The following is a 22,610-nucleotide window of genomic DNA, read 5'->3' as shown; positions in this document are numbered from 1 at the left end:
TGCAGAGATCGTTTTTTTACGCTGGTGTCAGAGGCGTCGGGTTATGGGGTGCATGTTGAGAGCTCTTGAGATCGAACGCACTCCAAGTCAGAAAAAAATTAGAAGCTCGTTGCTGATTCGAGCACTTTTACTTCTTCCCGTTACTTTTAGTTGATCTCCGCGACTTTGCCAGTGCTATAGAGGTGGGAGGGTGATAAATGGCGCGAAAATTTACGTGTTGATATTGGATTGTGGGTTCGGCGTGAAACTGCGGCAAATTGAGAGGCGGGCGCATGCCCCGGCAGCGACAGCCGGGGTAGGATGTTCGGAATAAAATGACGTTGTGAAGTTGCCCGAAGATTCAGAATTGATGGCGAAAACTGATCAGGGCCGCGGTGATGGCTACATTGAGGCTTTCCACATCGTTTTGCATCGGAATACGAATGCGGTGGGTGCAGGATTTTTCCACTGCAGGGCTCACCCCGTGGGTTTCGTTGCCCAGGACGAAAATGGTCGCCGCCGTTGAGTCCAGTGTGCCCAGGGTATCCGGGGCGTGGGAGGAGAGGGCGCATACGCGGGCACCTTGCGCACTGAACTTTTCCAGGGTGGTTCCCAGCTGGTCGCAGCGCAGGATGCGCGTCTTGAACAGGGTGCCGACGCTCGCCTTGATCACCAGTGGATCGATTTGCGCGCAACCTTTTTTCGGCAGCAGGATGCCGTCGATACCCCCGGCACAGGCCGAGCGGATAATCATGCCCAGATTTTGCGGATTGGTAATGCCATCTAGTGCCAGCAGTTCAAAGTGCTTGCCGTCATTTTCCCGCAGAAAACGCTCGGCGCTGCCGTATTTGGGCAGTGCCAGATCCAGCGCCACGCCCTGATCCTGACGGACATTTTTGGAGATTCGCGACAGGCCTTTTCGGTCCCAGTGGGCAATTTCGATGCCCCGGTCCGCCGCTAGCTGCTCGATACGGGAAATCAGCTGGTCTTTGCGGTTGCTGTCAGCCAGATGCAGCTTGTGGACCGGCAGCGCATTGTCTTCCAGTGCTTCCAGTACCGGTTTGCGACCGTAAATGGTGAGCAGGCTGTCAAAGAAGGCGCGCTTTTTCAGGTATTCGGGTGAGTCGGTCACGATAGATTTTCGTCAAGAATGGTTTGCAATTGGCGGAGCGCATCTTCGCTCAGCCCGGCTTTTTTCGCCAGTGGCAATGCCACCAGCCCCAGTGTCTGGTAAACCCGCGCCGTATCTGGGCTGGTTTGCTGCAGGGTCTTTACCTGCCGCGCAACCGTCTCCAGGTCTCCCCGGACCAGTGGCCCGGTCAGTGCCTGCTGCGGGCCGAGAGAGAAATTGTTGCGCGCGGTCTGCAGCACGATGGGTTCCAGCATGTGCATGGCGGTTTCACGGTCAATACCCGCGGCATCAAGAACCTGCAGGCTCTGATCCAACAAGACTGTCAGGTAGTTGCACGCCATCACCGATCCGGTGTGGTAGAGCACTTTCTGTGCGGGGCTGAGGTGAATACATTGGCAATCCAGTGCGAGAAAAGCGCCTTCCAGTATCTCTACTGCTTGTGCAGCGCCTTCCAGTGCTACCGTGGCGCCGGGCAGGTCCGCCAGTGAGCGCTTCGGATCTGCAAAACTGTGCACCGGATGTGCACTGGCCAGCCTCTGTGCGCCACATGCGGCAAGTGTCGATGCGGGGAGTGCGCCACTGCAGTGAAATACCAGAGGCTGTGTATTCTGCTTGCGGAGAGTCGGCGCCAGTGCCTTCGCTGTGGCTGCAATCTGATCGTCTGGCACTGCCAGCATCCAGATATCGGCGGCGGGCATCTGCTGCAAGTCATCGATGACCCTGCCTGCGCCGATAAACGCCCGCGCACGCGCGGCACTGCCTGTCTGGCGATTGAGGATGCCGCCGATCTCGAGGAAGCCGCGCTGGTGCCACAGGGCGGCAAGTGTTTGCCCCAGCCTGCCGGCACCAATGATATTCAGTGTTTGCAATTATTTTCCTGCCAGGCAGGTCGCGTAAGCGGCCACTGCGTCGGCCAGTCCCATGCTGATGGCATCTACTGTCAATGCGTGGCCGATAGACACTTCCTGTAAGCCGGGCAGGGTGCGGTAGCGACGCAGGTTGATCAGGTTCAGATCGTGGCCCGCGTTGACGCCGAGGCCCAATTGCAGGGCGTGCTCCGCGGCGGCGCAGTGTTCCGCAAAAATGCGATCGACATCGGGGCTCTGGGTTGTCACCGCTTCCGCGAAAGGGCCGGTATACAGCTCAATGCGATCGGCACCGACGTCTTTTGCGAGGCTGATTTGAGCTTTGTCGGGATCCATAAAGAGGCTGACACGAATACCCGCTTCCTTCAGCTGTTGAATGATGGGTTCCAGGCGTGCGCCGTCGCGGGTCAGATCAAACCCGTGGTCGGAGGTGAGCTGATCGTCACTGTCCGGTACTAGGGTGCACTGCTGGGGGTGAGTCTCCAATACCAGCGGCAGTAAGCCAGGATATGTACCCGCCGGGCCCGCAAACGGGTTGCCCTCGACATTGAACTCTACGCCCCTCGATGCGCAAAGGGCGGCGAGATCGCGCACGTCACCCGGGCGAATGTGTCGCTGGTCCGGGCGCGGGTGCACGGTTATACCGTTGGCGCCGGAGTCCAGGCAGGTGCGCCCGTGGGCGACCACATCCGGGTAGTTGCCTTCGCGAGAATTGCGAATCAGGGCGATTTTGTTCAGGTTGACGCTGAGATCAATCACTGTGCGTTTTCTCCACTGGTCTGCTGTTCCCCGGAAGGCGCGGCGTCCGGGTTTTTACGTTTGGCTTTCAGTATACGCACTGACATGTTCGGTGCATCGCGGAAGGCCTTGTGTTGACCGCGGGGCTCGGCGGCAATTTGCTGTACCACGCTCATGCCAAGCAGCACTTTGCCGAATACGGTGTAGCCAGGTTTGTCGGCACTGCCGTCAAGTCGGCTGTTGTCCACCAGGTTGATAAAAAACTGTGAGGTGGCACTGTTCGGATCATTGGTGCGCGCCATGGCGATGGTGCCGCGCTCGTTGGACAGGCCGTTGTCCGATTCATTTTTGATCGGGTCGTTGGTGGGCTTCTCCTGGAAGTCGAATGTGAAGCCGCCACCCTGGGCCATAAAGCCGGGAATTACCCGGTGAAAAATTGTGCCGTTGTAAAAGCCGCTGTCTACGTAATTCAAGAAGTTCTCCACCGTGGCCGGTGCCTTGTCCGCATACAGCACCAGCTCGACGGTGCCGAGATCCGTCTCCAGCTCGACTCGCGGGTTATTGGTAACCGCCAGTGCCAGGCTGGAAAGGCCCAGCAAGAATCCTGTAAAGACAGTTTTTAGCAGAGGGCGAAAGGTGGGGAGGTATTTCATATTCTCTTCCAATGGCGAATACAAATGACAAACACAAAAAGGCCCGGTGGGTAACCGGGCCTTGAGATTCTAACCGCAGCGTTCGGTGAAGGGAAAATTCCGTTTAATTGGCCCATTCGGAATTGCGTTTGCGCGGTTTGAAGTGCGGCGCAACCATGGCCAGAATCGCACCGAGCAGTACCGAGATGGCGCCGTACATATACCACTTCTGGGAGTCACTGGAAGACAGGCGCTGAATTTCAGCCTGGTTCATGGTTTGCTTTTGCTTGAGCAGCTCGTGCTGGTTCAGCAGGTTCTGGTGGCGCTGGTTCAGTGCAACCGCGTCTGCCGACAGTGACTTCAGTTCCTTCAGTTCTTTCGCCAACGCCTCGGCGCGCTCCTGCTCGATTTTCAGTGCCGTGGTGAGTTTGGTGTTGTCCTCTTCCAGACGGCGCACTTCACCACCTAGATCGCCCTGCATGCTTTCAATATGTTCGAGGCGCTGTTCTGCCTGGGCCAGTTTGATCTTGGCGACGGGCTCGGACTCGAGGTATTGACGGCGTATCCAGCCCTCTTCACCGCCGGGGGTGCGCACCTGTGCCCAACCCGTATCCGGGGAGTCTTGCAGCAGGGTCAATTTGGTGCCGCTGGGGAGGCCGCGGTGCAGGATGCGGAACTCATTGCCTTGACCAGAGCGCATGGGCACATGCAGCTCATCGGTAATATAGCGCTCGGAGCTGATGGCCTGGCTGTGGCTTGCCGCAAGAGCGATCAGGGAGGCGGTGAGTGTGGAGATCAGTTTCTTCATGGTCGGGGAAATCGGAAGCTCAAATAGTTATGGTGTCGCAGGTCGGCTCAGGGCAGAACCAGCTTGTACGGTTTGACGGTGACAGAGGCGTAAACGCCGGCACTCATATACGGATCGGCATCGGCCCAGCTTTGCGCGTCTGCCAGTGACGCAAATTCTGCGACCACGAGGCTGCCGGTAAAGCCCGCTTCACCGGGGTCCTCACTGTCGATGGCCGGGTGCGGGCCGGCGATCAACAGGCGTCCCTGATCCTTCAGGGCGTTCAAGCGCGCGATGTGCTCGGGGCGCGCGGCCTTGCGCAGGGGCAGGCTGTTTTCGACATCCTGGCTGATAATGGCGTACCACATAATCTGTATCGGAATCCTGGTTCGTTATCGTTTTCGGCGATAGTCGTGTTTCGGGTGGCAGTTCGCTTTAACTCTTTGCTCGCGAGAGTGCGTTACTGCTGCACCATAATTTCTTCCAGCGTCAGCCCGGTCAGTTTGCCGATTCGGCGAAACAGAAACACCAGCACCAGCATCAGAATGATGGTGGCGGGCAGGGCGATTACCGGGAAACTGAGCGCGGTCATCTTTCCGAGCTCTTCGTTAAACGCTGCGGTGCCCGGGGGGCTTTGCAGCAACACTTCCGCAAGAATGTAATTCAGGGTCGACGACAGAAAGAAGGACCCGGCGATCATCCACGAAGCCTGTTGCAGGGTGCGATTAAACGCGGTCTCGTTGCCTTTGGCTGCGAGGCGGTTGGCAATTTTGCGAGTATCGAGAATCCGGTCGTTGTAAATCAGGGTGCGTACCAGCGGCCAGCGGGTGTACAGGCTGGCAATGGTGAGTACACCGAGCAGCCCGGGAATGGCGGCCTCTTTGATCGCGATATATTTTGCATCCAGCTCCAGCAGGCTTATGCCGCCGGTCAGCAGAATGCTGATCACGCCCAACGCGGAAAAAAAGTTAACCTTGCCTGAGCGTTGCAGGTCGCGCAGGCCGTATCCAAGAGGAAATGCCAGGGCCACGACGATGGCCCACTTGGTGCCCAGCCAGTCATCGCCTGACAGTTTGGTAAGAATCAGGGTAGGGATGACGATGTTGAGCAGCAGGTTGCCCAGCAAGCTTTCTTTGTGGGGCTTGTCGGCAGTGTTTTCTGGGGATGCGGCGGGCTGCGCCGTATCTGAGTGGGTCTGGTTGCTATCAGTCATCTTCTGTTCCGGTGATAATGCCCGCTGGCTGACGGTACAGCTGTCAGTGGCGAAGTAACTTTCCCCCGTGTGGGGCCTTATCCCTGAAACCGGTAAACCGGTTGAAGTGGCAGGCCTGTCAGTAGGGCGTCTGTGGCGCGCCACGGTGACGGCTGCATCGGCGGTTTAACCTGCGAGTTACTGTGACAGTAACGGGGCTAAACAGTTCCGTTTGGCGTCAATTTCGCAGCGCCTCTCAGGCCGGCCCAACGCCACACACCATTGCCACACAAGTTAACACGAGTTATGGACTCTGATATGTACACTGCCCGATCCGTCGTGACCAGCGAGGCGCTATCTGGTCAAATCGATCTGCACTGCCACAGCACTGCGTCGGACGGTATTTTAAGTCCTGCAGCGCTGGTGTCGAGGGCGAAATCCGCTGGCGTGACGCTGTTAGCGCTGACCGATCACGACACCGTGGCCGGGATCGATGAGGCGTCAGCCGCTGGCGCCGCGGAAGGTGTCGCGCTGATGCCCGGTATCGAGTTTACCGCGCGCTGGGGGCGACGGGTGGTTCATATTGTCGGGCTAAATATCGACTGTACGTCCGGGGTCCTGCAGGAAGCGATTTCGGCACGCGCCAAGCTGCGGCGGCAGAGGGCTCTGGAAATCGCGGGGCGCCTGGAAAAACGCGGCTTCAAGGGCGCATTTGCAGGCGCCCGCGCGCTCGCCGGCGGGGAAGAGATCGGTCGCCCGCACTTTGCTCGCTGGATGGTGGCCGAGGGGCATGTGGCGGACACCGCCAAAGCATTCAAGCGGTATATGGGCACCGGCAAGATCGGTGACGTGCTGGTTCCCTGGCCAGATCTGAGGGAAACGGTGGCGGCGATTCACGGGGCGAGCGGCGCCGCGGTACTTGCCCACCCCCTGAAATACGGTTTGACCCGCACCCGCCTGCTGGCGCTTCTTAAAGATTTTCATGCTGCCGGGGGTGATGCCGCGGAGGTGGTGTGCGGCCAGCAAAACCCGGTTCAGACCCGGGAGATCCAGGCATTGATGGCCGAGGTTGATGACCGGGCTGCTCAGGGTGGCCGGTCTTTGCTTGCCTCACTGGGTAGCGATTTCCATCAGCCCGATCAGCCCTGGCGGGCACTGGGCAGTGTGCATTTGCCAGGCAGTGTCGAGCCCGTATGGACGCTGTGGCGCAGTTAACGAGTGTCACGCGCGGTGTCGCTCGGCCGGTGCTTGCCGCGGGGGAGGCTGCTCGTCCGAGGTGTTTGTGGCAAACTGGCGCCAATAAACAATTGTTGCGCAGCTGTTGCTCTGCGCTTTGAGAACCAGGGGGTAGGTAGTGGCGCAATTCTTCCAGATTCATCCGGAAAACCCGCAAGCGCGTCTGATCAGTCAGGCGGCCGATATTGTCGCGTCTGGCGGAGTAATCGTATTTCCCACGGATTCTGCTTACGCGATCGGCTGCCGTCTGGGTGAAAAAATGGCGGTGGAGCGCATTCGCGCCCTGCGCCAGCTGGACAAGAATCATAACTTTACCCTGATGTGCCGGGACCTGTCTGAACTGGCCAGTTACGCCAAGGTGGACAACCAGATGTTCCGCCTGCTCAAGAACCACACTCCGGGGCCCTACACCTTTATCATGCCGGCCACTTCCGAAGTGCCGCGCCGCCTGGTCCAGGCCAAGCGCAAGACCATTGGCCTGCGGGTGCCGGACAACCCCATCGTGCAGGGATTGATCAGCACACTTGGTGAGCCCCTGATGAGCTGCAGTCTGATCATGCCTGGGGAGGAACAGCCGCTCACCGACCCTTACGACATCCGCGATACCCTGGAGCATCAGGTTGAGCTGGTCATCGACGGCGGATTCTGTGGCCTCGAAGCGACCACCGTGGTGGACCTCACCGGTGACGAGCCGGTACTGGTGCGTCAGGGATGTGGTGCAATTGATGAAATTCTCGGCTGACGCTGATGTATAATCGCGCGTTTGGCGTGGGCTCCGGCGCGCGCTGCCCCTTAGATGTCCGGTGATTGTGTGTCCAGTGAAGAATTAGATGAAGTCGTAGCGGCCGATTCCGTCGAGGCTGAGACAGTGCCTGTGGCCGAGCAGGCGCCTGCGGCCAGCGAGCTCAGCAATACGTCCGCGACCGCAGAGACAACGGGTGCGGCAAGCACTTCCGAGGCAGAGGACGAGCCCGGGTCTTCCGGTGAGCAGGACACCTCCGCGAGCCCACGACAGGGCGAAATGCCGTTCGCCATGGTAGAGGGCAAGGCATTCACCGACCTGCCCAGTGACCTGTATATCCCGCCAGATGCTCTGGAAGTGATCCTCGAGGCCTTTGAAGGTCCGCTCGACCTGCTTTTGTACCTGATCCGCCGGCAAAACCTGGACATCCTCGAGATCAATGTGGCGGACATCACGCGCCAGTACATGGCCTACGTGGATATGATGACCTCCATACGCTTTGAGCTGGCCGCCGAGTATCTGGTGATGGCCGCCATGCTGGCTGAAATCAAATCCCGCATGCTGCTGCCGCGCCCGCCGGAAGCGGAGGAGGAAGAGGGTGAGGATCCTCGCGCTGCACTGATTCGGCGCCTGCAGGAATACGAGCGCTTCAAGACGGCAGCGGAAGATATGGATGAGCTGCCCCGGGTGGGCCGTGATATCCATCAGGCCAGTGCCAGCGGCCCGGATCGCAAGTTGACCCGGCCGGAGCCAGAGGTGGACCTGAAAGAAGTGCTGGTCGCCCTGGCGGACGTTCTGCGTCGCGCGGACATGTTTGAAAGTCACCAGGTAGAGAAAGAAAAGCTCTCTACCCGTGAGCGCATGACGCAGGTGTTGGACAAGATCAAGCACCGCCAGTTTGTGCCATTTGTCAGCCTGTTTCGGGCGGAAGAAGGCCGCCTCGGGGTCGTGGTGACCTTTCTGGCGGTAATGGAGCTGGTGAAGGAGTCTCTGCTGGAGCTGGTACAGAATGACGCCTTTGGGCCCATTCACGTACGCGCTCGCGGCGAAGTGTCGGAAGCCTCGGATAAAGAGGTGCCCGGCGATGAGGATACCGGTGAGGCCGATGCTTTCCACAGCGAGGAGAGCGAAGAAAACGCGATCGTTGACGATGCTGAGGGCGCACCGCAAGCGGAAGCGCCTCAGCCCAATGGTGAACTCGCGTTTGATACCGAGACCGAACAAGAAACCAGTATTGAATCACCAGTGCGCACAGCGCCGGGGTTTAGTGAAGAGTGAGTGAATCCAACAACATGAGTATCGCCCCGGAATTACTGCGCCGGATCGTCGAGGGCGCCCTGCTGGCCGCAGCGCAGCCGCTGTCGGAAGACAAGCTTCTGTCCCTGATCGACGAAGGGGAGCGCCCGGAGAAAGCCGAGCTGAAACAGGCTCTGGAAGAGATTGCGGAAAATTGTGCCGAGCGCGGCTTTGAATTGACACAGGTCGCCAGTGGTTGGCGTTTTCAGGTGCCGAAAGATCTGGCCCCCTGGGTAAACAAACTGTGGGAAGAAAAACCGCAGAAATATTCCCGTGCGACCCTGGAAACTCTCGCGATCATTGCTTATCGGCAGCCCATCACCCGTGGTGATATTGAAGAGATCCGCGGTGTGGCGGTGAGTTCGCATATTGTCAAAAGCCTGTCTGAGCGCGGCTGGATCAAGGTTGTCGGGCAGCGTGACGTGCCGGGCAAGCCGTCACTTTACGCCACTACCCGTGAATTCCTCGATTACTTCAATCTGAAGAGCCTCGACGACCTGCCGACGCTGGCGGAAATCCGCGATATCGAAAGCCTCAATGCCGTCCTGGACCTTGGCGATGGTGCGCCGGCACCAGCGGAGGGCGATGGGACCGTAGACAGTGAAGGGGAGGAGGGCGAGCCTGCTGCCAGTACAGCGGAAGAGCAGGCTGCCGATGGTGAGGTAGCGGAACCAGCGCCCGAAGGTCTCTCGGTCGACAGTGGCGAAGCTTCAGCCCCCGAAGTGACGGAGGAAGACGACATGTCGCCAGTGGACGATGAAGTTTCAGACGCGCCGGCACAACCACAAATAGAAACCGCAGACAGCGACAGCGACGAGGACTACCCTGAAGAGGCGTCTCTAGCACAAGATGGCGACCCGACAGCGGAAGCTGAAGAGGAAGACGTCGCCAAGTACGATGATCCTAGCGACGAACAGGATGAAGATGAACAGCAATCCCCGGAAAATCTCCACTCATGAGTGATGAAGCAGCGCCACTGGGCGAAAAACTGCAAAAAGTATTGGCCCGAGCCGGCCTTGGATCGCGCCGGGAAATGGAGCGCGCCATCGAAGCTGGCCGAGTCACCGTCAATGGCGAAGTGGCCGGGCTGGGTGAGCGGGTCAGCGAAGACGACCAGATTGAGTTTGACGGCAAACGTATTGCCGGTGGTGACGAAAACCGCGTACGCGTGATTCTTTACAACAAGCCCACCGGCGAGATCTGCTCCCGCCACGACCCGGAAGGCCGTCCCACGGTTTACGACCGCTTGCCGCGCCTTAAGACCGGGCGCTGGATTTCTGTCGGGCGACTGGATTTCAATACCAGCGGGCTGCTGTTGTTTACCAACAGTGGCGAGCTGGCAAACAAACTGATGCACCCGTCGTCGGTGATCGATCGGGAATACCTGGTGCGGATTCAGGGGCAGGTGGACGACGACATGAAGAAGCGCCTGACCAAAGGTGTTTCGCTGGATGACGGCGATGCCCGTTTTACCGATATTGTGGAAAGCGGCGGTGAGGGTACCAATCGCTGGTTTTACTGTGTGGTCATGGAGGGACGCAACCGGGAAGTACGACGGTTGTGGGAATCCCAAGGCGTGCGTGTCAGCCGTCTGAAGCGGGTGCGCTACGGCAGTGTATTTATCCCGTCCCACGTGCGCGTCGGGCAGTGGATTGAAATGGAACCCAAAGAGATCGACGACCTGTGTATTACCGCGGGACTGCCCAAGCTGGGGCAGCGCGCGCTTACTCAGTCGGAGAAAGAAATCCTGCAGCGCCAGCGCCGCAAGCTTCGTAAGTCACCGGTGCCCTCGGGTGGCCGCGCACCAAAGCGCAATAGCCACTGAGTTTGCGCACGGGTTGAGCACAAAAAAAGGCAGTGTGATCGCTGCCTTTTTTGTGCCCCGGCGACGGTGTCGCCGATGTGGTTCAGGGCTGTTCATCCTGCTCGAAATCTTCAATCGCATCACCGTCGGAATCCGGCACTTCAATATCATCGCCTTCGATGATCTCGTTTTCCATACCCGGGTCTGTCACTTCCGGTTCGATATTGCCGCCCTCGGAAGGGACCGCTTCATCCGCTGAGACCGGGGGAGTACCGGCGCCGGCTTCGGACTCCACCAGGGTTTTCAGCTTCTGCAGTCCATCTTCGTAGGACTTGCCAACCATGCGCGACACCATCAGGCCCATCCAACGTGCGATGGGGCTGCCGCCCATTTCCGACTCAAATGACCAGGTTACGTTGGTGCCGCTACTCTGTGGCTGCAGGGTAAATTCAGCCTTGGCCTGCCCCTGGGTGCCGAAGTCCAGGTCAGTGGCAACACGTGAGTAGGGCTCGCTGGCGGTAATGGTCTGAGAGCCGCTGCCCACACTGGGGTTGTCGCTTGTCCATTTCATGATGGCGCCGTTGCCCTCGGTAAAACCCTCGTAGGTGTATTCGGTATTCGGGTCGATCTGGTACCAGGGGGACCACTTGTTGAAGTTGCGGAAATTGTTCAGATAGGGGAAGACCACCTCCGGTGGTTCGGCGATGTAGACACTGCGCTCAGTGGTGGCGACACGCGGAAACAGAAAGCCGGCCAGTACCAGCAGGGCGAGAAAAAGCAGTATGTACAGTATCCAGCGCATCGCGGACCCCCTAGAGGAAAGTGTGAGAAAGGGACTCTGGCAGGGGGAGGGAACTGCACGATCACCGGCCTGCAAAGCCTGCAGGAAAGTGTACTGGGAGAATTTCAGCTTCGCCAGCGGATGGATACGGGAATGAGATCCTTATCCATCCGCTGTCTGACGACTAAAAGTTGTTGTCCAGGACCGGCAGGGTGATACGCACGGCAAGGCCGGCACCGGGGGCATTGAAGGCCTCGATCTGCCCCCGGTGCTGGGCAACGGTGCGCTGGGCAATGGCCAGGCCAAGCCCGAAACCACCGCTTTCGCGGCTGCGTGCTTCGTCGGTGCGGTAGAAGGCGCGGAAAATGGCCTGCAGCTCGGACTCCGGCACACCGCGCCCGGAATCGATCACCTGAATCTGGCAGCCCTCCTCATTGGGCGAGCCAGCCTGCTCTGCAGGTGGGGGAACTGAATCCACGGTCACCGTAACGCGGCCGCCCTCGGGGCTGTATTTGATCGCGTTGCGCAAAATATTCTCCAGTGCCGCCGTGAGGGAGCTGCCGCGGGTGGCCACCAGTAACTCGCTGCCTTCGCCGCGCAGGCATATTGAGACCTGCTTGCCACGGGCTTCGTCTTTCAGTTCATCGCTCAGCGCCTGAAGCAGGCCGTTGATTTCCACCACGTCGTCCAGTGGCCGCTCAGCGTCTCCGCTGACCGGGAGGGACAGAATATCGGCAATGATGTCTTCCAGGTAATCCGCCGCCTTGCCGATCTTGTCGAGCTCGGGGTCCAACGCCTCGATCTGCTTCTGGCGGGCGATACCCAGTGCCACCTGCAGGCGCGCGAGGGGGGAGCGCAACTCGTGGGACACATCCTTGATCAGTCGGCGCTGCTCCGACATCGACTCCTGAAGCTGTGCGGTCATAGAGTCGAAGTCTCCGGCCAGTTCCCCCAGCTCGCGCCCGTGGCCGCGCAGGGTGGGGGTTACCCGGTAACTGAGGTCCCCGGCCGCCACCCGGCGGGTGGCAATGCGCAAATTGTCCAGGGGCTTGCTCAGGTAGCGGGCCAGCAGATAGCACGCCAGGCCAGAGGCCAGGGTGACCAGTACCAGAATCGGCCAAAAGCTGCGCAGGATAAATCGCAGCAGTAGCTCTTCCTTACTCTTCCCGGCAATAAACACCACGCGCAGTGTCTCGCCACCGCGCTGGTGGACGAAAAAGCCCACACTGGGTTTTCTGTCCACCAGCCCACGCGCCTCGCGATTGCGGAAGTTGAGGCCGGTGAAAAATGGCGCCATGTCTCTGGGGATGGGGCGGTGAAGAATTTCCTGGCCGTCGCTGTCGATGGCGTAGACGCGCTTCTGTACATCCTTCGGCTGTTGTTCCAGCCAGTGTTGGAAATGATCGATGCCGTGGCGGCGGGTCATACGCAAGTTGTGCGTGATCTCGCGGAACAGCTCGGGCCCCTCCCAGCGATCTCTCTGTGCTGGATCGCCGAACTCGCGGATATGCGTGATGTAGACCGCCGCCAGTACCATGATGATCGCGGTGAGCCAGGCACCGAAGAAAATGCGTCCAAACAAGCTGCTCATCAGGTTAGCTCTGAGTGCGGGTCAGCATATAGCCAGCACCCCGGATATTGATGATCAATTCCCGGTGCGCGCCCTGCTCGGTGAGCTTCTTGCGAATGTTGCTCACGTGCACATCGATGGAGCGGTCGTAAGGCATCAGTTTGCGCCCCAGGGCCTGTTGCGTCAGTACTTCCTTGCTGACCACCTGGCCCGCGCTCTCTGCCAGAACCTTGAGTACGGAAAACTCTGCGCCGGTGAGGTTGACCGGCTGATCATTCCACTGGCACAGGTGTTCCCGCGGTAACAGGCGCAGGGAGCCGTTGACCAGGTCATCGCTACTCGATTCTGACTCATTGCGCCCGCGGCGCAGAATGGCGCGCAGACGGGCCGCCAGTTCGCGCGGATTACACGGTTTGGGCAGGTAGTCGTCCGCACCCATTTCCAGTCCGACGATCCGGTCAACGGTATCGCCTTTCGCCGTCAGCATGACCACGGGTAGCGAGTGCCCGGGGTTGGCGGCGTCTTCGCGCAGCTTGCGCAAAACATCAAAACCGGTGTGTACCGGCAGCATGACGTCCAGTACCAGTGCGTCAAACGGCATGCTGCGGGCCAGTTCCAGGCCGCGGCCGCCGTCGTTCGCCACGGTTACCTCAAATCCTTCCCCTACCAGAAACTCTTCCAGTAATTCAGTCAGTTCGGTGTCGTCGTCTACCAGCAGAATATGACTCATGAATAAGTGCTCACATTTCCGGGTGGTGCAGGGTTGCTGCTCAGTGTTGGGGAATTATATGCGCAGTGTCGCGGAGAATCGGGAAATAGGATTGTGTGTTTTACCGTTCTTAACAAATGTTTACCGCCATTAGCCCCTATTTACAGTGCGCGAGCCTAGTATGCACATACCGACTCGGGAAACACGCAAACCGCCAAGCGGGTCCTTGAGAGACTACGTGAACGACAAAGTGGTTTGCCTTACAGCACAGCGTTATTTGAGGATTTCAATATGAAACAACTGACTATGAACAAATGGAAGGCACTCGCTGGCACCCTGATCCTGGGTAGCGCACTGACCACTTCCGGCCTGGTGATGGCCTTCCCCGACGGGGATCACGGCCCGCGCCATCACAAGGGAGAGCACCACCGCGGTGGTGACCACAAGGGGCGCATGTTTGAGCGCCTGGCGGAAGAGCTCGATCTCACCGAAGGCCAGAAAGCGCAACTGAAAGCGGATCGCGAAGCTGGCAAAGAGGCGCGCAAGGCGGATCGCCAGGCGATGCGCGAGCTGCACAAGCAACTGCGCGAGGCCATTGACTCCGGTGCTGACCAGGCGACCCTCGACAGTCTGGGTGCGCAGCTGGGCAAGCTGGAAGTGGCGAAAATGCAGCGGATGCACCAGAAGCGCCAGCAGTTCGAGGCCATCCTGACCAATGAGCAGAAGGCCAAACTGGAAGAAATGAAAGCGGAGCGCAAGGCGCGCTTCGAGGAGCGAAAGGCGCGTCGCGCGGAAAAGCAGGCGGATTAAGCGCTAGCGACGCTCTCAGGTTCTTGTTTTAGCAGTCAGTCATACCCTTATGCTGTGAATGCAGCATCGGACTCGCCGGCGCCCACCCCAACAGCCGGTGGGGTCCATCCCCCTGATGCCCCTGTTCTGCAGGGGTTTTTTTCGTTTTGCCGGGCAATGTCCCGAGAAAGGCGACGCGCCTTGCTGAACCCGCCCATTGTTGGGAAAATGCCCGCCCCACGAATATCGCCCGGAATTCGCTTTCCGAGTCGCGCCGTTCGGGGCAGCAATTGGCAGTAGAGGATATACAGTGAGCAAGATCGGCCTGTTTTACGGTAGCGACGAGGGCAACACCGAGGGCGTCGCCCAGCGTATTGCCGCGCGTCTGGGGGAAGACCGGGTGGTAGTCCACGATATTGCCGATGTTACCCAGCTGGAAATAGCGGATTATGAACAACTGATTTTTGGTATCCCTACCTGGGACTTTGGGCAGATCCAGTCAGATTGGGAAGATTTCTGGGAAGATGTGCAGGAAATCGACTTTACCGGTAAAACTGTTGCTCTGTTTGGCCTGGGCGACCAGTTTGGATATGGGGACTATTTCCTCGATGCCATGGGAATGCTGCACGATGTGATCGTCGCCAATGGAGCGATCATCGTGGGTCACTGGTCTACCGCCGGCTATGAGTTTGAAGCCTCGAAAGCGGAAATAGCCGGGCAGAACCTGTTTGTGGGCCTGGCGATCGATGAGGATCAGCAGGAAGAAATGACCTGCGCGCGCCTGAACGAATGGTGCCAGCAGATCGCGGAAGAATTTGGCCTGGAAGGTGGTGCAGAAAGTATCGCTGTGATCGAGGATTGATAGCGTCATGACGCAAACGGACATGCACACGGCTTCCATGGCACTGCAGGATTTCTGGCCTTGGCTTGCGGATCACTGTAACTGTATCCTGCGCGCCGGTACCCCGGACTCCATACTCTACGACGACGATGATTTTCACTGGCGTTTCACCCAGGAGAACCCGCGCACACTGCTGGTTCAGCTGGTGCGGGGTAAACGCTTGATCGGAGAAGTATTTATCGAGCCGGATCTGGTGACATCCGTGCGTATGACGCCCGGCGATAAGGACGAGGTGATCTTCGATCTGATGGCCGAAGCGGATGGCGAAGAACAGGTGCTTTACTATTTTGTGATGGCTCACGGCTACGATGGCCACGATCAGACGGAGCCGGTAGCGCGGCACGGAAGGTTGCATTAACCCACCGGCCACGTTTCAATTTTTCCTATTTCTCCGCGGCGCCCACACCGATATGGGCGTCCAGAAAATCCAGTAACTGGGTGTACATCAAGCGCCGGTTCTCCTCGTTATAAAATCCGTGCCCCTCGTGCTTGACGATCAGGGACTGGGCCGGCTTGCCGCTTTTCTCCAGCTCTTCAAGCATCGCTTCCGCGTGGGCTACCGGCGCGCGCTCGTCTTCTTCACCGTGAATGATAAATAGCGGCAGGTCCAGCTTATCGGTGTGATACAGCGGAGAGTTTGCGCGCATAACCTCCGGGTTCTGTCCAATGGTTCCACCAAGATACGCGACACCGCGATCCCTTCGGCGAATATCTCCCTTCTTGTACAACAACTCCAGGTCGTAAACACCCACATAGCCCGCAGCGCACTGGTAAAGTGCCGGATAGCGGATAGGGTTCATGAGCGCAGAATAACCGCCGAAACTGGCTCCGTAGATACATACGCGATCTGCATCGGCGTGGCCTTGCTTCACTGCCCACTGTACGGCTTCGGCAATATCCCGCTGAATTGCGCCGCCCCACTCATTTTTTCCGGCATCCTGGAAGTGATCGCCAAACCCGGTAGAACCGCGGAAATTCACCTGAAGTACCAGATAGCCGTTTTGGGAAAGAATTTGTGCGTCGCGGGTGTACCCCCAAAAATCTCTAGCGTGCGGTCCGCCGTGGGGCATCACGACCATCGGCAGTTTGCCGGTTTCTTCACGGCCTGCCGGGAAGGTCAGGTAGGTACTGATTCGCAGCCCATCGGAAGCCTCGAAGGATTCCGCACGCATCGGGTTCAGGTTCATCGGATCCAGCCATTCTGCGGAAGAAAGCAGGAAGTCGACTTTTTTGGACTCCAGGTCGACGAGGAAGTAGTCCCCTGGCAGGCGGTCGCCGGATACCTGTAAAACCCCTTTCTTGCCATCGCGGGTAAAACTGGTGAAGTTGATATGGTAGCCCTCGAAGGCCTGTTTCAGTCCGCGATAGAAGGGTGCGAAGCCATCGCCCTCATCGAAAAACTGCGCGGTGGGATAGTCCGGGTTCAGGTAGGCACCCAGAGGAGTCTGGGTGTGAGGGTGCAGGATGATGTCACTGATATCCGCGATTTCGTGTTGCAGCACCTTTCCGAGAGTTTTGTTTTCTGCGTCCCAGGTGACCAGTGTTTCCGTAGCGTTGGGGGTATCCACCACCAGATAACTCAACTGGCGAGAGTGATCGAACCCAACCGGGTAGGCGTTGCGCAGCAACGGGTGGGTGATCTGTGACCAGCCATTGTCGGCCTTGGCGTAGAGTTCGTATTTGTTCTCGCGATTGGTTCCGTTGGCGAACAGCAGGTTACCCCTGCCATCCGTATACGCCCGCCCACCCACTTGCGGCAGACCGACGATCTCTTTACGCACCCCGGTGTAAATGTTGAGCCGGTATACATCGCCGTGGCTTTCAAAGTCCCGGGCCCAGGGGGAGGTGGATATAAGGATTTCGTTCTTGTCGTCTACCAGTGGGTCAATAATGGTGGCGTGGGCGTACGTTGCCTCGGCTTTTTTGATGCGACTGCCCAGTTGCTGCTCACCGGCGGCGTAGCCAAAAATATTTTTACCGCGGCTACCGTCTGCATTGATGGCGAACAGCGAGCCATAGTTGACCGGAGTCTCAAGGGCTGCGCGCCGGCTCATTACCTCGGCAACAACCCGTTCGTTGTTCGCCCAGTAAAACTCTCCGACTTCTTCCTTGCCACGAAACCGCAGGGAACCGGTAATTTTCAGTGGGGAAAGGCTCATAAAGACCAGCACCCGCTCTCCCTCATAGCTGCGGGCGACAGCCATATGCGATCCCGTTGGGGAGATTTTTACCTGGTGAACTTCCGGGTGGCGGATCAGGTCTTCGAGGGGAACCGCGGCGGCTGAGACGAAAAAAGGGCTGACCATTGCGAGCAGGGCTATGGTCAAAGCAGAAACAAAACGCATGGTGACTCCGTGTACTTCTTCGATTCTTCCGGGCGGGGGGCCTGAGCATCGGTCAGTAGATCACCTTGCGTAAACGGCCGCCCGTATCTGTTACTCGAGGATCGAAAATGATCGATCCTCGAGACACCAGTCTATTGGAAAACAGATTGGGCGACATCTATGTGATATGTATCACGCTTCGTTGCTGTGGTGTGAGACTAGGCTAGTAGGCCTTTCAATATCTCCCGGTACATATCCTTTACCAGGTCGAGGTCATCGGCCTTCACGCACTCATCCACTTTGTGAATGGTGGCGTTCACCGGGCCGAGTTCTACCACCTGTGCACCGGTCGGGGCGATAAAACGGCCATCGGAGGTGCCACCGGCGGTGGACAGCTCGGTCTCTCGCCCAGTCGCTTTACGAATGGCGGCCTGGGCGGACTCTACCAGCGGGCCTTCGGCGGTCAGGAAGGGTTGGCCGCTCAGGTTAAAGTTGGCTTCATAATTGAGGCCATGCTTGTCAAAAATGGCTCGGGCGCGGCTTTCCAGTTCCTCTGCGGTGGTTTCCGTTGAGAAGCGCCAGTTGCACACGACTTTCACGTCTCCGGGAATCACGTTGGTGGCACCGGTGCCGCCGTTGATGTTGGAGACCTGGAAGCTGGTAGCCGGAAAGAAATCGTTACCCTGGTCCCACTCTTCTGCAGCCAGCTCGGCCAGGGCCGGTGCCAGTTTGTGCACGGGGTTTTCTGCAAGGTGCGGGTAGGCGACGTGGCCCTGGATTCCGAATACGGTAAGCTCCAGGCCGAGAGAGCCGCGGCGGCCATTCTTGATCACGTCACCGGCGAGGGTGGTGCTGGAGGGCTCGCCAACCAGACACCAGTCGATTTTTTCATTGCGCTCTTCCAGCCACTCGACGACTTTCACGGTACCGTGCTTTGCCGGGCCTTCCTCGTCGCTGGTAATCAGAAAGGCGATGCGGCCTTTGTGGTCCGGGTGTGCCGCGACAAATTCTTCACAGGCGACCACCATGGCGGCCAGTGAACCTTTCATATCGGCTGCACCGCGGCCATACAGCATGCCGTCGACCACTTGTGGTTCGAACGGAGGGTATTTCCAGTTTGCTTCCGGGCCGGTTGGCACTACGTCGGTGTGGCCGGCGAAGGCAAACAGTGGGCCTTCTTCGCCGCGTACGGACCAGAAGTTATCGGTATCGCCAAAACGCAGGTGCTCGGTTTTAAAGCCGATTTTTTCCAGGCGCTCGAGCATCAGGTCCATACAACCCGCGTCTTCAGGGGTTACGGATCTTTTGCTAATCAGGTCGCAGGTTAGTTTTACTGTCGGGGTCATGGGAGTTTCTACTGGCTCCGTGGTATTGGGAGCGCTGTTCCTATTTTGTGGCGGCCTGCCTGCCGGTGGCTGTTCGCGAGACACGCCGTGAACCCATCCATGGGGGCTCTTCTGCGAGGTCCCTCTCGCAGAAGGTCTCGCGAACAGCCCCCGGCAGGCAGGCCTTCGCGTTGAAACGCATATAATTGAACAGGTTCAACTGGTTGCCCGGTTTTTCAGTGCGAAGTGCTGAACTTCGACTGAAGGCAATGCGCCTGGTGGAACATTTCGGAACCGTCGGTGCCAGGGATGGCACCGCCGGAGCGTACAGGGATGTATCTACAGCGATTCCGAAATGTTCCACCAGGTGTTTTGCCGCCACAGTGCGGAAACCAAATGGACCCGGTAGCGACGAAAAAATCAGTTGCTGTGGAGTTCAGCGTTCAACTCGACGGCACTTTTGTTGGTCAAACACTCAACTGCACCAGTGGTAGAGTTGCGACGGAATAGCAGGTCGGATTTGCCAGCGAGGTCGCGAGCTTTAACAGATTCGGCAACTTCGCCTTTGTCGTCCAGCAGGGCGACTTTGGTGCCGGAGGTAATGTACAGGCCAGACTCAACAGTGCAGCGGTCGCCCAGGGGAATACCGGTGCCCGCGTTGGCACCCAGCAGGCAGCCTTCGCCCAGGGAAATGACGATATTACCACCGCCAGACAGAGTACCCATGGTGGAGCTGCCGCCGCCCAGATCGGAACCAGCGCCCACGAATACACCGGCAGAAATGCGGCCTTCGATCATGCCCGGGCCTTCGGTGCCGGCATTAAAGTTTACGAAACCTTCGTGCATGATGGTGGTGCCTTCACCCAGGTAAGCACCCAGACGCACGCGGGCAGTGTGGGCGATACGCACACCTGTCGGCACAACGTAGTTGGTCATTTTCGGGAACTTGTCCACGCAGGAAACTTCCAGCAGCTCGCCCTTGAGGCGTGCTTCCAGCTGACGCTGGGGCAGTTCTGCCAGATCGATGGCGCCCTGGTTGGTCCAGGCTACGTTGGCCAGCTGGCCGAAGATACCGTCCAGCTTGGTGCCGTGAGGTTTTACCAGACGGTGGGACAGCAGGTGCAGCTTCAGGTAGGCCTCCGGCACAGACTGCGGCGCGTCATCGCTGTGCAGCACTACCGCCACCAGCGGACGCTGGCTGTTGGCGAACTGGCGCAGGATGGCTGCCTGTTCTTCGGCACCGGCGCTGGCCAGTTGATCTGCCAGCGGTTGCAGTTGTGCTTCTTCCAGAGCAACGGCTACGTTGCCGCCATTGATATCGAGAGTGCCGGTCACGGCCTTGGCGATTTCTTCGCTCGGGTTCAGTAGCGGTTGCGGGAAGTACACTTCCAGCCACTCGCCCTTGCTGTTGCAGGTGCCGACGCCGAAGCCAATGCTGTACAGGTTGCTCATGATGGTTTCCTTTTCGTGAGTCTGAATTTGTTAATGTGTTGCTGTCGGGGTTAGCTGCCGGGGATTACTTGACGAAGCTGGCGTAGCTGTCGGCCTTGAAGCCGAACAGGGTGTCGCCGCCCTTGGTCATCACCGGGCGCTTAATAAGTGTTGGGGTCTCAAGGGCCAGGGCTTTTGCGCTGCCATTGTCCATGCCGTTTTTTTGCGCCTCATCCAAGGCACGCCAGCTGGTGGAGCGGCGGTTCAGTACCTGCTCCCAGCCAAATTCTTCCAGCCACTGGGTTAGCGGCACGCTGCCCATACCGTCTTCGCGGAAATCGTGGAAGGTGTATTCCACACCATTTTGTTCTAGCCACTTGCGGGCCTTTTTTACGGTGTCGCAGTTCTTGATGCCGTACAGGGTAATCATTGGTTTTCCAGTTTCTGTCGTTCTGTCAGGCCTGAAGTTCTGGATTCAGGCTTTTTTTGTTTTCTTCGGATGTTTGCGCGCCGGGTAACAGGTGGTGCAGATTTCGCATACGGTGCCGTCGCAGCCGCGGGCGGAGCAGTATTCGCGGCCGTAGAAAATAATCTGCAGATGTAGTTTGTTCCATTTCTCCCGCGGGAAAACCCGCTTCAGATCCTTCTCCGTCTGCGCCACATTTTTACCTGAGGTAAGACCCCAGCGCTGGGCCAGGCGGTGGATGTGCGTATCCACCGGAAAGGCCGGGTGGCCGAAGGACTGGGCCATCACTACGCTTGCGGTTTTGTGGCCCACTCCCGGCAGGGTTTCCAGAGCGGCCATGTTTTCCGGCACCTGGCCGTGGTATTCGTTGACCAGAATCTCGGAGAGTTTCTGAATTGCCTTGGACTTTTGCGGTGACAGTCCACAGGGGCGGATTACTTCGCGGATTTTCTCTACCGGCACCTTGGCCATGTCGTAGGGATTGTCCGCGAGCTCCCATAGTGCCGGGGTGATCTGGTTTACCCGCTCATCGGTGCATTGCGCGGAAAGTAAAACCGCGACCAGCAGAGAGTAAGCATCGAAGTGGTCCAGGGGCACCGGGGTTTCCGGGTAGAGCTCTTCCAGTCTATGAAGGATGTAATCTACCCGTTCCTGCTTGAGCAGGTTTTTTTTCACTGCAAATTCTTCGGTCATTTTATTCGCCAGCAAGCAGGCTCCTACAACGGATTCTTTTCGCAGAAGCTGCGAATGCGCCTTGCTGCTTCGATACATTCTTCCAGGGTGGCGACCAGGGCCATGCGCACATATTCCGCGCCGGGATTTACTCCGTTGGCCTCGCGGGCCAGGTAGGCGCCGGGCAGTACAGTGATGTGCTGCTGGCGGAACAACTCGCGGGCGAAGGATTCACCGTCGCCGACCCTCGGCCACAGGTAGAAGCTCGCTTCCGGTTTTTGTACCTCGATACAGCCGTCGAGTATTTCCAGTACTGCATCGAACTTCTGGCGATACAGTTCGCGGTTCTCTTTCACGTGCTGTTCGTCCTGCCACGCGGCAATGGACGCATACTGGGTAGGTACCGGCATGGCGCAGCCGTGATAGGTGCGATACAGCAGGAATTTTTCCAGAACTTCACCGTCGCCGGTCACAAAGCCGGAGCGCAGGCCGGGCAGGTTGGAGCGCTTGGACAGGCTGTGAAATACCACGCAGCGGCGGTAGTCATCGCGCCCGAGTTCCGCGCAGGCTTGCAGCAGGCCCGCTGGGGGATTGGCCTCGTCGAAATAGAGTTCCGAGTAGCATTCGTCGGAGGCGATGATGAAGTCGTACCTGTCCGCCAGCGCGATCAGTTGTTTCAGATCGTCGGTACTCAGTAGCGCGCCGGTGGGGTTACCTGGGGTGCAGAGGTACAGCAGGCTGCATTCCTGCCAGACACTCTCTGGCACCGCAGCAAAGTCGGGTTTGAAGCCGTTTTCCGCACTGCAGTTTACAAAGTGGGGCGAGGCACCGGCGAGAAACGCAGCGCCTTCATAGATCTGGTAGAAGGGGTTTGGCATCACCACCTTCGAGCCTGGCGTCACTACCGCCTGCGCGAAGGCGAACAGCGCTTCGCGGGTACCATTGACCGGAATCACTTCCGATTCTGCATTCAGTGCCGAAAGTTTGAACCGATTGCACAGCCAGTTGGCGATGGTCTCACGCAGCGCGTCCAGCCCTTTGGTGAGCGGGTAGGCGGCGAGTTTTTCCAGGTTGTCGATCAGTTCGTCGCGGACAAACGCCGGCGGCGTGTGTTTGGGTTCACCGATGGACAGCGCGATGTGCGGCAGTGCTGCGGGCGTTTCAATACCCTCTTTCAGTTTTGCCAGTTTGGCGAAAGGGTAGGGCTGCAGCTGTTGCAAATTCGGGTTCATATTATT

23 protein-coding genes and 1 pseudogene are annotated in these 22,610 nt (G+C 58.4%); 8 read left to right on the top strand and 16 right to left on the bottom strand.

Features of this window, described 5'->3' with window-relative positions:
• Positions 1-340: 340 nt before the first annotated feature.
• The 7 genes from ACYX4K_RS08595 to ACYX4K_RS08565 form a co-directional block, all read right to left on the bottom strand.
• Entirely contained in the window at positions 341-1,111 is a 771-nt protein-coding gene (locus ACYX4K_RS08595; protein WP_475092531.1) for a TrmH family RNA methyltransferase, read from the bottom strand.
• Positions 1,108-1,980: a Rossmann-like and DUF2520 domain-containing protein gene (locus tag ACYX4K_RS08590; RefSeq protein ID WP_475092532.1), complete on the bottom strand. Its 873-nt coding sequence runs from the start codon at positions 1,978-1,980 to the stop codon at positions 1,108-1,110. The genes ACYX4K_RS08595 and ACYX4K_RS08590 overlap by 4 nt, the downstream gene beginning before the upstream one ends.
• A complete protein-coding gene (locus tag ACYX4K_RS08585; protein WP_475092533.1) occupies positions 1,981-2,736 on the bottom strand; it encodes a pyridoxine 5'-phosphate synthase in 756 nt (251 codons plus the stop codon).
• On the bottom strand, positions 2,733-3,368 hold the full coding sequence (locus tag ACYX4K_RS08580) for a peptidylprolyl isomerase (protein ID WP_475092534.1): 636 nt from the start codon (positions 3,366-3,368) through the stop codon (positions 2,733-2,735). Before ACYX4K_RS08580 ends, ACYX4K_RS08585 begins: the two co-directional genes overlap by 4 nt.
• Before the next feature lie 103 nt (positions 3,369-3,471).
• Positions 3,472-4,155 (bottom strand): TIGR04211 family SH3 domain-containing protein, encoded by a 684-nt coding sequence (locus ACYX4K_RS08575; protein WP_475092535.1) that lies wholly within the window; start codon positions 4,153-4,155, stop codon positions 3,472-3,474.
• A gap of 47 nt (positions 4,156-4,202) precedes the next feature.
• The gene (locus ACYX4K_RS08570) at positions 4,203-4,502 is read right to left on the bottom strand and encodes a YciI family protein (protein ID WP_475092536.1); all 300 of its coding nucleotides are present in this window, start codon (positions 4,500-4,502) and stop codon (positions 4,203-4,205) included.
• A 92-nt stretch (positions 4,503-4,594) separates the two neighbouring features.
• Entirely contained in the window at positions 4,595-5,347 is a 753-nt protein-coding gene (locus ACYX4K_RS08565; protein WP_475092537.1) for a VC0807 family protein, read from the bottom strand.
• Between the two features lie 297 nt (positions 5,348-5,644).
• On the opposite strand from ACYX4K_RS08565, the gene ACYX4K_RS08560 reads away from it, so the two are divergent.
• From ACYX4K_RS08560 to rluB, 5 genes and pseudogenes are all read left to right on the top strand, one after another.
• Positions 5,645-6,541: a PHP domain-containing protein gene (locus ACYX4K_RS08560; RefSeq protein WP_475092538.1), complete on the top strand. Its 897-nt coding sequence runs from the start codon at positions 5,645-5,647 to the stop codon at positions 6,539-6,541.
• Positions 6,542-6,680: 139 nt separating this feature from the next.
• Positions 6,681-7,304 (top strand): L-threonylcarbamoyladenylate synthase, encoded by a 624-nt coding sequence (locus tag ACYX4K_RS08555; protein ID WP_475092539.1) that lies wholly within the window; start codon positions 6,681-6,683, stop codon positions 7,302-7,304.
• A 54-nt stretch (positions 7,305-7,358) separates the two neighbouring features.
• Positions 7,359-8,354: pseudogene (locus ACYX4K_RS08550) on the top strand (segregation and condensation protein A); the annotation flags it as partial.
• Between the two features lie 224 nt (positions 8,355-8,578).
• Complete coding sequence (scpB, locus tag ACYX4K_RS08545; protein WP_475092540.1) at positions 8,579-9,559, top strand: SMC-Scp complex subunit ScpB; 981 nt, start codon at positions 8,579-8,581, stop codon at positions 9,557-9,559.
• Positions 9,556-10,425: a 23S rRNA pseudouridine(2605) synthase RluB gene (gene rluB, locus ACYX4K_RS08540; protein ID WP_475092541.1), complete on the top strand. Its 870-nt coding sequence runs from the start codon at positions 9,556-9,558 to the stop codon at positions 10,423-10,425. The genes scpB and rluB overlap by 4 nt, the downstream gene beginning before the upstream one ends.
• Positions 10,426-10,507: 82 nt before the next feature.
• Here the strand turns inward: rluB and ACYX4K_RS08535 are convergent, their stop codons facing one another.
• The 3 genes from ACYX4K_RS08535 to ACYX4K_RS08525 form a co-directional block, all read right to left on the bottom strand.
• Positions 10,508-11,206: an SRPBCC family protein gene (locus tag ACYX4K_RS08535; protein ID WP_475092542.1), complete on the bottom strand. Its 699-nt coding sequence runs from the start codon at positions 11,204-11,206 to the stop codon at positions 10,508-10,510.
• A 163-nt stretch (positions 11,207-11,369) separates the two neighbouring features.
• Complete coding sequence (locus ACYX4K_RS08530; RefSeq protein WP_475092543.1) at positions 11,370-12,776, bottom strand: ATP-binding protein; 1,407 nt, start codon at positions 12,774-12,776, stop codon at positions 11,370-11,372.
• Between the two features lie 4 nt (positions 12,777-12,780).
• A complete protein-coding gene (locus ACYX4K_RS08525) occupies positions 12,781-13,485 on the bottom strand; it encodes a response regulator (RefSeq protein ID WP_475092544.1) in 705 nt (234 codons plus the stop codon).
• Between the two features lie 270 nt (positions 13,486-13,755).
• Here ACYX4K_RS08525 and ACYX4K_RS08520 point away from each other — a divergent pair, with 270 nt between their 5' ends.
• From ACYX4K_RS08520 to ACYX4K_RS08510, 3 genes are all read left to right on the top strand, one after another.
• Positions 13,756-14,274, top strand: coding sequence for a Spy/CpxP family protein refolding chaperone (locus ACYX4K_RS08520; protein ID WP_475092545.1), 519 nt, complete (start codon positions 13,756-13,758; stop codon positions 14,272-14,274).
• 289 nt (positions 14,275-14,563) lie between these two features.
• Positions 14,564-15,115, top strand: a complete 552-nt coding sequence (locus tag ACYX4K_RS08515; RefSeq protein ID WP_475092546.1) for a flavodoxin — start codon at positions 14,564-14,566, stop codon at positions 15,113-15,115.
• A 7-nt stretch (positions 15,116-15,122) separates the two neighbouring features.
• Positions 15,123-15,512, top strand: a complete 390-nt coding sequence (locus ACYX4K_RS08510; protein WP_475092547.1) for a hypothetical protein — start codon at positions 15,123-15,125, stop codon at positions 15,510-15,512.
• Positions 15,513-15,537: 25 nt separating this feature from the next.
• On the opposite strand, the gene ACYX4K_RS08505 is transcribed toward ACYX4K_RS08510, so the two are convergent.
• The 6 genes from ACYX4K_RS08505 to dapC all read right to left on the bottom strand — a co-directional run bounded on the left by ACYX4K_RS08505 (position 15,538) and on the right by dapC (position 22,604).
• Positions 15,538-17,499 (bottom strand): alpha/beta hydrolase family protein, encoded by a 1,962-nt coding sequence (locus ACYX4K_RS08505; RefSeq protein WP_475092548.1) that lies wholly within the window; start codon positions 17,497-17,499, stop codon positions 15,538-15,540.
• Positions 17,500-17,696: 197 nt separating this feature from the next.
• Positions 17,697-18,824 carry a succinyl-diaminopimelate desuccinylase gene (gene dapE / locus ACYX4K_RS08500; RefSeq protein ID WP_475092549.1) on the bottom strand — a complete coding sequence of 376 codons (1,128 nt, stop codon included), beginning with the start codon at positions 18,822-18,824 and terminating at the stop codon, positions 17,697-17,699.
• A gap of 399 nt (positions 18,825-19,223) precedes the next feature.
• Positions 19,224-20,255, bottom strand: a complete 1,032-nt coding sequence (dapD, locus tag ACYX4K_RS08495; RefSeq protein ID WP_475092550.1) for a 2,3,4,5-tetrahydropyridine-2,6-dicarboxylate N-succinyltransferase — start codon at positions 20,253-20,255, stop codon at positions 19,224-19,226.
• A gap of 64 nt (positions 20,256-20,319) precedes the next feature.
• Entirely contained in the window at positions 20,320-20,664 is a 345-nt protein-coding gene (locus ACYX4K_RS08490) for an ArsC family reductase (protein ID WP_475092551.1), read from the bottom strand.
• A 45-nt stretch (positions 20,665-20,709) separates the two neighbouring features.
• Positions 20,710-21,393, bottom strand: coding sequence for an endonuclease III (nth, locus tag ACYX4K_RS08485; protein ID WP_475092552.1), 684 nt, complete (start codon positions 21,391-21,393; stop codon positions 20,710-20,712).
• 23 nt (positions 21,394-21,416) lie between these two features.
• Positions 21,417-22,604, bottom strand: a complete 1,188-nt coding sequence (gene dapC / locus ACYX4K_RS08480; RefSeq protein ID WP_475092554.1) for a succinyldiaminopimelate transaminase — start codon at positions 22,602-22,604, stop codon at positions 21,417-21,419.
• Between the last annotated feature and the right edge of the window lie 6 nt (positions 22,605-22,610).

It is taken from the genome of Microbulbifer sp. ABF4_107, from assembly GCF_056312215.1.
The sequence above is the reverse complement of the archived record's forward strand: the minus strand, read 5'-3'. Positions and strand labels throughout refer to the sequence as shown.